Origin of the sequence: Mycobacterium sp. E740, assembly GCF_001672895.1 — a bacterium.
In the GTDB taxonomy this organism is placed as follows: Bacteria; Actinomycetota; Actinomycetes; order Mycobacteriales; family Mycobacteriaceae; genus Mycobacterium.
Window position 1 is genome coordinate 1 of record NZ_LZKP01000168.1, and the last position, 12,855, is coordinate 12,855.

At 67.3% G+C, this 12,855-nt stretch carries 9 protein-coding genes and 3 pseudogenes; 2 read left to right on the forward strand and 10 right to left on the reverse strand.

All coding sequences use genetic code 11. From position 1 onward, the window contains the following. Positions 1-169: pseudogene (locus tag A5663_RS23100) on the forward strand (MCE family protein); the annotation flags it as partial. A gap of 56 nt (positions 170-225) precedes the next feature. On the opposite strand, the gene A5663_RS15910 reads toward A5663_RS23100, so the two are convergent. The 9 genes from A5663_RS15910 to fadD5 all read right to left on the reverse strand — a co-directional run bounded on the left by A5663_RS15910 (position 226) and on the right by fadD5 (position 12,065). Beyond that, positions 226-1,821, reverse strand: a complete 1,596-nt coding sequence (locus A5663_RS15910; RefSeq protein WP_082974186.1) for an MCE family protein — start codon at positions 1,819-1,821, stop codon at positions 226-228. A 3-nt stretch (positions 1,822-1,824) separates the two neighbouring features. Continuing rightward, complete coding sequence (locus tag A5663_RS15915; protein ID WP_068150964.1) at positions 1,825-2,979, reverse strand: virulence factor Mce family protein; 1,155 nt, start codon at positions 2,977-2,979, stop codon at positions 1,825-1,827. Further along, positions 2,976-4,631 carry a virulence factor Mce family protein gene (locus tag A5663_RS15920; RefSeq protein WP_068150967.1) on the reverse strand — a complete coding sequence of 552 codons (1,656 nt, stop codon included), beginning with the start codon at positions 4,629-4,631 and terminating at the stop codon, positions 2,976-2,978. Before A5663_RS15920 ends, A5663_RS15915 begins: the two co-directional genes overlap by 4 nt. A gap of 13 nt (positions 4,632-4,644) precedes the next feature. Continuing rightward, positions 4,645-6,225, reverse strand: a complete 1,581-nt coding sequence (locus A5663_RS15925; RefSeq protein WP_068150969.1) for an MCE family protein — start codon at positions 6,223-6,225, stop codon at positions 4,645-4,647. Next, a complete protein-coding gene (locus tag A5663_RS15930) occupies positions 6,222-7,253 on the reverse strand; it encodes a virulence factor Mce family protein (protein WP_068150975.1) in 1,032 nt (343 codons plus the stop codon). Before A5663_RS15930 ends, A5663_RS15925 begins: the two co-directional genes overlap by 4 nt. Then, positions 7,250-8,467, reverse strand: a complete 1,218-nt coding sequence (locus A5663_RS15935) for an MCE family protein (RefSeq protein ID WP_068150978.1) — start codon at positions 8,465-8,467, stop codon at positions 7,250-7,252. The genes A5663_RS15930 and A5663_RS15935 overlap by 4 nt, the downstream gene beginning before the upstream one ends. A 4-nt stretch (positions 8,468-8,471) precedes the next feature. Beyond that, positions 8,472-9,341, reverse strand: coding sequence for an ABC transporter permease (locus tag A5663_RS15940; RefSeq protein ID WP_068150980.1), 870 nt, complete (start codon positions 9,339-9,341; stop codon positions 8,472-8,474). 1 nt (position 9,342) lies between these two features. After that, positions 9,343-10,137: an ABC transporter permease gene (locus tag A5663_RS15945; protein ID WP_068150982.1), complete on the reverse strand. Its 795-nt coding sequence runs from the start codon at positions 10,135-10,137 to the stop codon at positions 9,343-9,345. A 212-nt stretch (positions 10,138-10,349) separates the two neighbouring features. Then, on the reverse strand, positions 10,350-12,065 hold the full coding sequence (gene fadD5, locus A5663_RS15950; protein WP_068150983.1) for a fatty-acid--CoA ligase FadD5: 1,716 nt from the start codon (positions 12,063-12,065) through the stop codon (positions 10,350-10,352). A gap of 213 nt (positions 12,066-12,278) precedes the next feature. On the opposite strand from fadD5, the pseudogene A5663_RS23605 reads away from it, so the two are divergent. Further along, a pseudogene (locus A5663_RS23605) lies at positions 12,279-12,323 on the forward strand (hypothetical protein); the annotation flags it as partial. A 48-nt stretch (positions 12,324-12,371) separates the two neighbouring features. Here the strand turns inward: A5663_RS23605 and A5663_RS15955 are convergent. Continuing rightward, positions 12,372-12,803 (reverse strand): annotated as a pseudogene (locus A5663_RS15955) (GntR family transcriptional regulator); the annotation flags it as partial. Positions 12,804-12,855 lie beyond the last annotated feature (52 nt).

Genomic DNA, 12,855 nt, shown 5'->3' on the forward strand with positions numbered 1-12,855 from the left:
ACCCAACCCCTGCATCTACACTCCGGCACCAGGGCCACCCGGTTCCACGGCGGTGTACAGCCCGGCCAGCGGCCAGGTGGTCGGACCCGACGGCGTGAAGTACAACGTCAGCAACTCGAGCAAACCAGGAGACGACGGATGGAAGGAGATGCTGGCACCCGCCAGCTGAACCCCACCGATGCTGATGCTGTGCCGGATGATGCTTCCGCAAAGCCCGACGAGTCGTTAGCAGTATCCCCAGACCAAGAAGCCACCGAGAAACCCGACACCACAGCAGAAGAGGCACAGCGCAGGCCGTCGCGAATCGGCCGCGGCCTGGCCGCGAGCATCTGCGTCGCGCTGCTCCTCCTGGCCGCTGGCCGGGCTGTACACCGCCGTGGAACCGGGTGGCCCTGGTGCCGGAGTGTAGATGCAGGGGTTGGGTTGTTGTCCACTGCAGGTGACGCTGCCCTGTCCGGGTGGGCTCAGCGGATCGCTGACCGGCGCCGTCGACCTCGGCGGCGGCAGGTCTGACGCCGGGGCCGGGTTCATTCCGTTGTTGACCGACGGCGCCTGGATCACCCCGCGGCCCGGGTTGACACCCTGGTCGCAGCGCGCGGCCGGAGCCGGGCAGGACAGCACCTGGTTCGGGTCGCCGTACCACGGGTTCGTGCCCAGCGGGGTGTACGGCTCGTCGCTGTGGCACTCCCTCGGCGTCGCCGCGCGCTTGCCCGGCACGTCGGCGCACGGATAGTTGCGCGCGCCGCGAACCACGTTGCCCTGGTAGTCCTTCGGGATCTTGCAGTAGGTACCGCGCGGCAGCGGCGCCATGCTGGTGTCGGCCGGCGAGCGCCACTCGGACGCGGGCAGGAAGCCGGTCAGGCACGGCGGCGGCTGGTTGATCGACAGCGCCAGCGGCAGCTGGCCCAGGTCCTCGAACAACGTGCCCGCCTGCGCGGCCACCGAGCCCTGCGGCAGGACCACCAGCGTCTGCTCCAGACCCTTGTTGTAGCGCTTGAGCATGTCGATGACGACGGCGAGGTTCGCCAGCGTCTGCGGCAGCGAGTCGCGGACATCGTTGAACACCGACGACACCTGGTCCAGCGTCGGCGGGGCCTGCTGCAAACCGCTGCGCAGCGCCGCGTCCTGCTCGGCCGCCTGCGCGGCGATCACGTTGAGGTTGCGCGACCATCGCTCGATGTTGTCGCCCGACTGCACCTGGCTGTCCAGGATCGGCGCGGCGTTGGTGATGATGTCGTCGACCTGCGGCAGGTTGTCCCTGAACCCCTGGGCGATGTTGGTCGTGGAGTCGACCAGCCGCTGCAACGCCGGCCCCAGCCCGCCGACCGCCTCGGAGGTCTCCGTGAGCAGCCTGTCGATCTTCTCCTTGGGCAGCACCGCCAGGCCCCGGTTCGCCGCGTCCAGCGCCGGACCGACCTCGCTGGGCACGGTGCTCTCGGTGATCGTCGAGCCCGGCGACAGGTACTTGCCCGGATTACCCGTGGACACCAGGTCCAGGTACTGCTCGCCGATCGCCGAGACCGAGTGCACGTTCGCCGACGCGTCCGCGGGAATCTTGTAGCGGTTGTCGATGCTCATCACCGCCATGGCGCCGCGCTCGGTCGGCTCGACCGAGGTGACCTTGCCGATCTGCGTGCCGCGGTACGTGACGTTGGCGGTCGCGTACAGGCCGCCCGATCGCGGCAGCTCGGCCTTCAACTGGTACTGGCCGATCCCGATGAGGCTGGGGATGCGCAGGTAGTACCAGCCCAGCACCACGACCGCGATGATCGTCAGGATGGTGAACAGCACCAGCTGGATCTTGATGAATCTCGTCAGCACTGCTCACTCACCCCTTTCCACCAGCGGGCCGTTCGGCGCGTTGTGCGCGTTCGGCGTGAACCGCACATCCGGGATCATCGTCGCCGGATCGCGGCCCCACGCCTGCTCGAGCGCGCGCAGCATGCCCGAGATGCCGGTACCCGACAGGATGCCGTTGTCGATCGCCGACAGCGTCAGGTCGACCATCAGCGACACGTTGAGGTAGTCGCCGCGCACCACCTTCGGCACGTTCTCGATGGAGAACGGCGCGGTGAGCATGAGTTTGAGCGCACCGAGCAGGTACGGCGACGCCCGGCCCAGCTGCTTGAGCGGCCGCTGCAGGTTCTGCAGGTTGGTGTGCAGGTTGTCGCTCGCGGGTGCCAGCGCGTTGTCGGCGGCCCTGCTGATCCGGCCGATCGCCTCGACCGCGTCGGCGAACAGATCGCGCGTGTCGGCGAAATGCTTGATCAGCGGCGGGAACTCGGTCAGCACCCGATCGAGCGTGTCGTTACGCTCGGCGACGATCGTCAGCAGCCGGTCGGTCGCATCGATCGCGCGGGTGATGTCCTGGCGCTGCTGGTTCAACTCGTCGGTGAAGGTGTCGAGCTTGTTGAGGAACTCGCGGATCTGGTCGCCCCGGCCGTTGAGGACGTTGTAGATCTCGGTCTGGATGACCTCGAGGTTCTGCACGCCACCGCCCTGCAGGATGGTGGCGATGCTCGCCAGCACCCGCTCGGTGGACGGGTAGGCCGACGCGTTCGCGAGCGGGATCGTGTCGCCGCTGCGCAGCGGCTGAGGCGACGGGTTCGGCGGCGGCTCCAGCTCGACGTGCTGAGAGCCCAGCAGGCTGGTCTGGCCGATACGGGCCAGTGCGTTCTTGGGCAGCTTGACGTCGTTCTGCAGATCGAGGGTCAGCGTCGCAACCCAGTTCTTCAGCTCGATGGAGCGGACCCGGCCGACGTAGACGTCGGCGACGCGAACGCGGCTGTTGACGTTGAGCGCCAACGTGTCCGGCATCTGCACGTAGACCGTCATCGCGTTCGACCCGGTCCCGGGGCCGCCCGGCAGCGGCACGTTCGCGATGCCCTTCCAGGAACCGCAGGAACTCAGCATGAGGGCGATCGCGCTCAGCGCAACCACGCGCTGCGCGATCTTGCTCCACCTGCGAGCGGTCATCATCTACCTGCCTCTGCTGGTAGCGGCGGTCCTGCCGGCGCCGCAGCCGGTGCGGCGGGAGCGGGCCCGGGTCCGGGAGCCGGCATCGCGCCGGCCATCGCCGCGCCGCCCGGATCACCTGGAATCACGCCGGGAGCAGGCGGAGGCGGCGGTCCCGGCTGCGGGTACCACGGCGGCGGCAGCGGATTGTTCTGGTCGAACGCGTTCGGCGGCCCGGGCAGGTTGCCGTTGCGCGTCGTGCCGAATGCGGGCGGCGCGGCGCCGACGACGCAGTCCGGTCCGCCGAGCAACTCGGCCAGGCACTCCGGGGTCATCATGTTCTGGGTGAACGGCTGCACGTCGATGCCCTGCATGCCCGGCGCGGCGACCCAGCCCTGCTCGTGGTTGCCGTGCGAGAACAACGTGTCGCGCGACCAGATGCCCGGGACCGTGGTGTCCTTGTATCCCGGCGGCGGCTGTAGCCGCGGTTCGGAGTACGCGATGTCCTTCGGCAACGTCAACGCCGAGGTGAACTGGTTGACGCCGAACGGCGGGAAGTTGAACTTGATCGCGTCGAGGATCGGTGCGAGGTACTGCGCGCACATCTCCGCCGACTCCTGGTAGCCGAGCCTGCTGCCGGCCTGGATCGAGCTGCACACGAACTGCAGCGGGTTGGCGAAGTTGTTGATCACCGGCAGACCCATCACGCCGCCGGTGGTCGGCGAGATGATGTTCATCAGGTTCGCGCCCAGCGTGGGGAAGACGTGCAGGGCGGTCTCGAGACCGTTGCGCGGCTCGGGCTGCAGGATCGCGGTGGTCGCCTCGGACAGGTTGTTGATGTCGTGGGTGAGCACCTCGGAGTTCTCGTCGAGGAACCCGCGCGTCGTCGTCAACAGCTGGTTGAGGTCCTGCAGGGCGTTCGCCACTTCCCGGTCGGTGTTGGTGAACGAGTTCGTGAACTTGGCGAGGTCGTCGTTCAACGCGACGAACTGCTGATCGCTCTGGTGCAGCGCGTTGACGAACAGCGCCAAGCTCTTGACGACGCCAAAGAAGTCGTTACGGCCCTCGTTGAGCGCGAAGAGCGCCTCCGACAGGTTTTTCAGCGTCGCGTTGAGCTGCTTGCCCTTGCCCGCGAAACCGTTGGCAGCAGATTCGATGATGTCGCCGAACGGTCCCCTCGGCTGGTCCGGCGTCGGCCCGAGATCGGTGAGGATCTTGTTGATCGAATCGCGCAGCTCGTCGTACTCGACCGGCACCTGCGTGCGGTCGAGCGGGATGACGGCGTCGTCCTCCATCACCGGCCCGCCGCTGTACGGCGGGGACAGCTGAATGGTGCGCGACGCCACCAGGCTCGGGTTGAGGATGGACGCGGTGGCGTTGGCGGGCACCTTGTACTTGTTCTCGTAGTGCAGGGTGACCTTCATCTTGTCGCCCGCCGGTTCGATCTTGTCGATCGCACCGACCTTCACGCCCATGATCTGCACCTTGTCGCCGGGATAGAGCGCCAGCGTGTCGGTGAAATAGGCGACGACGGTGTTGGTGGTCAGCCTCTTGTACAGGTTGTACCCGACGAAGGCCGCCACCAGCGCCAGCACCAGGATCAGCGCGCCGATGATGACGGCCGCCCGGGAAACGTGGGGCAACTTGAGGTTTCGGATGTTGAAGATCGTCGTCATGAGCTGTCTCCCCCTAACCCTGCTGCGATCCCGGTGGGAGGAACGGCGGGTTTCCGGGCAGCGGCGCCATGTCGACCGGCGGCAGTTGCTGACCGGGTCCCGGTACCGCCGGCGCCGGCAACGCCGGAGGCAGCGGTGCGATGCCGGGGGTGAAGTCCGGCGGCTGCGGAGGCATCGGGCCGACCGGCACCGTGCGGGCGCCGGGCGGTGCGGGGGGCAGCTGGCCGTGCGCGCCGGGCACGCTCGGCGGCAGCTGGCCCGGGATGGCCGCGGCCGGCACGCCGGGCGCCGGTTGCGGACCGTGCACGTTCGGATCGGAGGTGGCCACGTTGGGCGACCCGTAGTTGGCTCCGTACGGGTTGTCGCCGAACGGCCCCACGGTCAGATGCGAGCACGGCAGCGGATTGCCCGGCGTCGGCAGGCCGTCGGCCGGCGGTGTGTACGAGCACGGTGAACCCTTCAGCACAGCGGGCCCGGGGTTCTCCGGAGTGCCCTCGAGCACGGCCGGTCCCGGTGGCGGCGCGCCGTTGTCGAAGCCCTGGCCATTGGGGTCGGGGAACCGGAAGGCCGGCAAGCCGGCGTCACGCCAGAACTTCTGCGGATCGATACCGCGCTTCTTGAACGCGGCGTCCACGAACGGCTGCAGGATCTGGCCGGGCAGCAGGTTGACGAGCATGACCTTGAAGTACGGGCCCGACGCGACCGCTTCACCGAGCGACGCCACGAAGCTGGCGGTGGTGACGAGGGTGTCCATCAGGTCGTACTTGCGCTTGACGAGTACATCGCTGACGACGCGCAGTTGCTCCAGGACATGGTTGAGGTTCGGGTTGTCGTCGATGACGCCCTTGACCTGTTCGGAGAACGCACCGACCCGTTCGAGCAGCATGCTGACCGCGTAGTTGCGCTCGTTGATCGCGCCGAGCAGCGTCTGGGCGTTGACGAGCAACTTGTTGATCTGTTCGCTGCGGTTACCGAGGATGCCAGCGATCTGGTTGGCGTTGCGCAGCAGCTTCTTGACGTCCTCGTCGCGCTTGCCGACGGTGTCCGAGAACCGGGCCACCCCGTCGAGCGCGGCGCTCAGATGCGGATAGGTCTGGTCGATCGTTTCGGACAACACGTTCAGCGAACGCTTCACGGTCTGGGTGTCCCAGTTCGAGGCAGCCTTCGTCACGTCGAAGAACGCGTCGTAGATCTGGTAGGGCGTGGTGGTCTGGCCCAGTGGCAGTACGCCGTTGGCGCGCAACGGGTCCGAACCGCGCGGCTCGATCTCCATGTTGCGGCGACCGAGAATGGTGTCGGTGCGGATCGCGGCGCGGCTGTCCTTGCCGATCTCCGTGCCGCCCAGCGTGTAGCCGATCTTGACCTTGTCGCCCTCGATCTTCGTGCTGCGCACCTCGCCGACGTCCACTCCGGCGATGCGCACCTTGTCACCGGTGCCGATACCACCGGTGTCGGAGAAGTACGCGTAGTAGGTGGGCGTCGCGAACAACATCGGCACGCTGGCGAAACTCTGCCCCACGCCGATGACGAGCACCACGACAAGAATGCCCAGGAGTCCGTTGCGGACCTTGTTCGTCCCTTCGAGCGTCCTCATTGCGGCGTGCACCTACCCGACGGCTGGCTGAAGAGTTTGACGGTCCGCACCGGTCCGCCCGGCTGAAGGCCGTTGATTCGCAGCGAGATATCGCAGGCGTAGAAGTTGAAGAAGTCGCCGTAGATACCGCCGGCCCGGCCGATGATCTTGAACGCGGTGGGCAGCCTGGTCAGGATGTCGTTGAGGCCGTCCTTCTGTTCCACCAGCGGCTGCTGGAGGACCTCGAGATGGCCGACGGTGCTCTGCAGCAGCGGCCGGTTGTCGGCGAGCAGGTCGGCTACCGTGCCGGCCGCGTCGCTGATGTCGGCGACCGAGCTCGCGATCGGATCCCGGCGGTTGTTCAGTCCGGTGATGAGCTTCTCGAAGTCCTGCACAGTCTGGTCGAACTGGGCCTGATGCCGGACCGTGGTGTCCAGCACCGTGTTGAGGTTGCGGATCACCTCGCCGATCGCCTGGTCGCGGTCCGCCAGCGCCGAGGTGAGCGATGCGGTCTGGTCGAGGATGTCGTTGATCGTGCCGCCCTGGCCCTGGAAGACCGTGATGATCGACTGGGCGATGCTGTTGACCTTCTGCGGGTCGAGCGCCCGGAACACCGGCCGGAAACCGCCGATCAGCGCGTCGAGGTCCAGTGCCGGCTGGGTGCGGTCGATCGGGATGGTGCCGCCACCGGGCATCCGCTTGTCGCTGTCACCCCGCTTGAGTTCCAGGTAGCGGTCGCCGATCAGGTTCAGGTAACGCACCGATGCGGTGGTGCCCTCGAACAGCGGCAGCGAGCGATTGACGTCGAAGTCGACCTTCGCCTGCGCTCCGCCGTTGATCAACTCGACCTTGGAGACCTTGCCGACCTCGACACCCGACGCGCGGACGAACTGGCCGGAGCGCAGTCCGCTGGCGTTGGAGAAGATCGCCGAGTAGCTGGTGGTGCGGTCGAAGCGCATCTGCCCGAACACCACCACGATGATCGCGGTGAACAGCAGCAGCACCACTGAGAAGGCGCCGAGCTTGATGGCGGTACCGGTGATTTTCATGGGTTGATCGTGTTCTCCCCAACCTGGCGACCCCAGACGTACTCGATCAGGATCGGCTGGCCCAACTCGAAGTGGTTGTACGGCGCGATCGAGGCACCGTTGTCCATCACGAGGTACGGCGCCGGCCACAGGTCACGGGTGACCGGCTGCCAGCAGCCGGGCCGACCTTCGGGGCCGCCGCGCGTGTTCACCCGAGGAAGGTTGTCGGGATACACATAGGGGTTGCCGGCGCCCATCAGCTCCGTCAGCGTGCGCAGCGAGTAGCCGTTGCCGCCGAGCGAAGCCGCCACCTTGGGCTCCACGTCGTGGAAGTTGCGGATCGTGCAGAACAGCGCCGGGCTGTTGCGATCCAGGGTCTCTGAGGTGATCACGAGATCCTCGGCGCCACGCACCAGATATGGGCCGCCGCGCTCGAAGATGTCGGCGCCGGTGTTGCCGAACCCGATGGACGCCATCAACGCCTGGTCGACGTTGCCCTGCTGCTCGTTGAGCGTGCGGGCGGTGGTGACCGCGTTGTCCAGGCCGGCGAACAGGTCGGGCGCCGCGTTCGCGTACACCTCGCCGAGGTCGGCCAGCAGCCGGTTGTCGCGCCGCAGTTCGGGCATCCGGGCGTTGACGTCGGTGAGGATCTCGTTGCCGTTGACGATCGACTGCCCGAACCGGTCGCCCAACCCGTCGAGCGCCTCGGCCGTCGCGGCCAGCGTCTGGTTCAGCTTGATCGGGTCGACCTGCTCGGAGAGCGACACGATGGTCTCGAACAGCGTGTTGAACTCCGTCGTCACCGACGTCACGTCGATCACATCTGAGGGCGAAATGCGTTGCGGCGTCGGGTTTTTCGGCGCTGTGAAGTTGACGTACTTGTTACCGAAGACGGTGGTGGCGTCGATACTGGCGTCGACGTTCTTCGGGATCAGCTTGAGGTATTTGTTGTCCACCTCGAGGACGATCTTGGCCTTCGGCTCGCCGCCGACGTCGACCGCATCGACGGAGGCGACCCGGCCGATCTCGACACCGTTGTAGGTCACCTTGGCGCCGGGGTCCATCGACAGGCCGGCGCGAGCGGCCATCATCGTCAACTGGGTGCGCGGCAGGAACTCGCCGCGGAACTGGAAGTAGACGAGCACCAGCGCGGCGATCGCCAACAGCGCCAGCACCAGGCCCGCGAGCTTGTACGGCGGGGTGCGCGGATTGTTCAGGGGTGCTTGGGGTGCCATGGCGCTACACCGTCAGGTTGAAGTTCGGGTCGACGCCGTAGAGCGCCAACGCAACAAACAGGACTACGAGGGCCACCGCGACCAGTGATGCGCGCATCGCTCGTCCGACGGCCTCGCCGACACCGACCGGTCCGCCGCTGGCGAAGTAGCCGTAGTAACAGTGGTTGAGCATCACGATGACCGAGATGATCACCGCGTCCATGAACGACCAGAACACGTCCTCGGGCCGCAGGAACGTCCGGAAGTAATGCTCGTAGGTGCCCGTCGACTGGCCGTAGAACAGCGTGGTGGTCAGCTGGCCGGACAGGAACGACAGGATCATCGCGACCGCGTACAGCGGGATGATCACGACGAAGCCGGCCATGATGCGCGTTGACACCAGATACGAGATCGACTTGATGCCCATCACCTCGAGCGCGTCGATCTCCTCGGCGATCCGCATGGCGCCCAACTCCGCGGTGGCGCCCGCGCCCACCGTGGCCGCAAGGGCCACACCGGCCACCAGTGGCGCGGCCGACCGCACGTTGATCATCGCGGCGAAGAATCCGGTGAACGCCTCGACGCCGATGTTGCCCAGCGACGCGAAACCCTGGATGGCGACCAGTGAGGACCCGGACAGGCTGACGAAGCCGACGATCGCGGACGTGCCGCCGATCACCGCCATCGCGCCGGTGCCCATGCCGATCTCGGCGATCAGCCGCAGCGTCTCTTTGCGGTAGTAGCGCAGCGCGTGCCCCATGGATCCGACTGCGGTGACGACGAACCACGCGACGTGTCCGACGCTGTCCAGACCGCGGGCGGGCGCGGTCGCCAGGCTCTTCGTGCGACTGAACGCCCGCGGAAACCGAGAACGCAGGACCTGGGTTGTGGACATGTCAGCGCCCCGTTCCGAACCGGACCCCGATCGTGGTCAGCACCACGTTGACGGCGAACAGCGCGATGACGCAGAGCACCAGGGTTTCGTTGACCGCGGTACCGACGCCCTTGGCGCCGCCTGACACCGTCAGGCCGCGGTAGCAGCCGACCAGGCCCGCGATCAGGCCGAATGTGCCGGCCTTGACGATCGAGATCACCACCTCGGGCAGCCCGGTGATCAACGTCAGCGTCGAGACGTACGCACCGGCCGAGACGTTCTGCAGATACACGCCGAAGACGAAGCCGCCGACCAGGCCGATGGTGACCACAGCGCCGTTGAGCAGCAAGGCGACGAAGGTGGAGGCGACCACGCGGGGCACCACCAGCCGGTGGATCGGGTCGATGCCGAGCACCTCCAGGGCGTCGATCTCTTCGCGGATGGTGCGCGCTCCGAGGTCGGCGCAGATGGCGGTGGAGCCCGCTCCGGCGACCACGAGCACCGTCACCAGCGGCCCCAGCTGGGTGACCGCGCCGATCGCCGCACCGGCACCGGACACGTCGGCGGCGCCGAATTCCGCCAGCAGGATGTTCAGCAGGAAGATGAGCAGCACCGTCAGCGGCGCGGAGACCGCCAGGGTGGGCAGGAACGACACCCGGAACAGGAACCAGCTCTGCAGGATGAACTCACGCCACTGGAAGGGGCGCAGCAGCGCTTTACCAGTGAGGACACACATCCGGGTGAATCCGCCGACGGCCTCCAGCGCAGGCCTGGTCTGATCGCGGACGTAGTCCGTGATCCCGGTCGACGCCGTCACCAGCCTGCTCCCGCGGCGCAACGGCGACTGTCGCGGTGCACCGGCAGCCCCTGTTGCACGGCCCCTCCTTGCCCCGACCTCGTGGATGTAACCGCCGTCTCCCTACCAACCGGTAGTAAGACGGACCACAGGAATGTACCCGATGCCTTTCCTGCTTTGCAGGGCATCGGCAGGATTGTGCCTGTAACCGTTAGCAAGGCCGATTCGCTCCTTCAATCCCTCGACGCGTAAGCAGAATTCGTTGGCGCACGGGGACTTTCGTCGGCGTCAAGGCGGTCGGCGCCCGCGAAACGCGCGCGCAGTTCGGTTTTCAACACTTTGCCGGCGGGGTTGCGGGGCAGCGCGTCGACGACCTCGACGGCCTTCGGATGCTTGTACCGGGCCAGCCGCTCGGTGAGGAACGCGTCGAGATCATGCAGGCCGAGATCGGCTTGATCGGCGGCACCGGGCGCGGCACTCGGCGCCGCGTTCGATGCCATATTCGCTGCCGGGTTCAGCGCCACGATGGCGACGGGCACCTCGCCCCACTTCTCGTCCGGCCGCCCGATCACGGCTACTTCGGCGATCGCCGGATGGGCGGCGAGCGCGTTCTCGACCTCGGCGCAGTAGATGTTCTCGCCGCCGGAGATGATCATGTCCTTCTTGCGGTCGACGACCCAGACATAGCCCTCCTCGTCCTGGCGGACGAGGTCGCCGGAGTGGAACCAACCGCCCGCGAAGGCTTCCGCGGTGGCCTGCGGGTTGTTCCAGTAGCCCGCCATCAGCGTGGGCGCGCGGTAGACGATCTCCCCGACCTGGCCCACCGACACGTCGTTCATGTCCTCGTCGACCACGCGAGCGGCGACCGTGGGGATGACCTTGCCGACCGAGCCGAGCTTGCGGATCGCGTCCTCGCCCAACAGCATGCACGTCACCGGTGACATCTCGGTCTGCCCGAAGGCGGCCAGGATCTGGGTGCCCGGGAAGGTGTCGGCCATCTGCCGAAGCAAGGTGTCCGAGGCCGGCGCGGCGCCCCAGGACAGCACTCGAAGGCGCAGCGCGCGCGGCCGGGCCTGCTGTACGGCGCAGACTGCCTGCCACTGTGCCGGCACCAGGAAGATCCCGGTGACCTGCTCGGCCTCCAGCACGTCGAGCAGCTCGTCGGGATTGAAGGCACCGAGCGGATAGATGACAGTCGGCCGGCCCAGGAGCAGCCCCGGGATCATGTTGCCGATGCCCGCGATGTGGAACAGCGGCACGCCGATGAAGCCGACGTCGTTGTTGATGTCGGCGCCGTTGGTGAACAGGAACGTCAACGCCTGGCCCGCGATGTTCGTGTGGGTGAGCACTGCCCCCTTGGGCCTGCCGGTGGTGCCGGAGGTGTACATGATCAGCGCCGGCGAGTCGTTGGGGATGTCCGCGACCGTGGGCGTGTCCGCGGCCGCTTCTGCGATCAGGTCGTCATAGCCGAGCACTGCTTGATCTGTCGCGCCGCCGGCGACGATCACGGTGGTCAACCCGGCGTCGAGATCGCGCACCGCGGTTGCCACGTTGACCAGCACGGCCTCGGTGATGACGACTTGGGCCGCACAGTCGCCGACGAGGAATGCGATCTCGGGCGGGGTCATGCGGAAGTTGACGGGCACGGCGATCGCACCGAGCCTGTTGACCGCCAGGAACGACTCGATGTACTCGGTCCGGTTGAGCATCAGGATCAGCACGCGGTCGCCGAACTTCACTCCGCGCCTGCTCAACGCGCCGGCCAGCGCGTTCACCCGCTCGTCGAGTTGCCGCCAGGTGATGGTCTGGCCGAGGAATCGCAGCGCGGTGGCGTCCGGCTGCATCAGCGCGTGGCGGGCCAACTGGTTCGTCCAGTTCTGCCTGCGCGCCAGGTACGGCTGCGACGTGGGGTCCGGCGGCGAAGAGGAAGTCAACTGCTGGTACTCCATCTGATGCGGCTTGCGCGCTGGTGATATTTGATCAAAAATCGTGTTGCCCCGGTCACACTATGGCCTCGGCCGCATGGGGACAAGACGTCGGCAGTGCTGGCGAGAACGACCGGAGACAATGTGAACGCACCCACCGCACGACCAGCGAGGCGGCGGGCCGTGCGGCGCGAGCAGATGTCCGACGAGGTCGCAGCGCGGTTGCGGGTCGACATCATGACCGGCACCCTGCGCCCGGGCACTTTCATCCGCCTCGACGAGACCGCGGCGGCGCTCGGCGTGAGCATCACCCCGGTGCGCGAGGCGCTGCGCACGCTCCGCGGCGGCGATCTCTGCTATTTCATGACGCTCGACCGCGGTGGCCAACTCGTCGTTGAGCCGGTCCAGCTCGTCTATCTCGGCCTCGGTGATGCGGACCGCGGCCGTGGCGGCCAGCTCCTTGGCGATCGTGGCCTGCAACCAGAAGATGTCCTCGACGTCGCCGCGCGTCAGCGGTACCACGACGTGGCCCCGGTGCGGCTCGAGCTGCACCATCCCCTCGCCGCGGAGCGTGCGCAGCGCCTCGCGCACCGGGGTGATGCTCACGCCGAGCGCCGCCGCGGTCTCGTCGAGGCGGATGAAAGTGCCCGGGCGCAGGGTGCCGGTCATGATGTCGACCCGCAACCGCGCTGCGACCTCGTCGGACATCTGCTCGCGCCGCACGGCCCGCCGCCTCGCTGGTCGTGCGGTGGGTGCGTTCACATTGTCTCCGGTCGTTCTCGCCAGCACTGCCGACGTCTTGTCCCCATGCGGC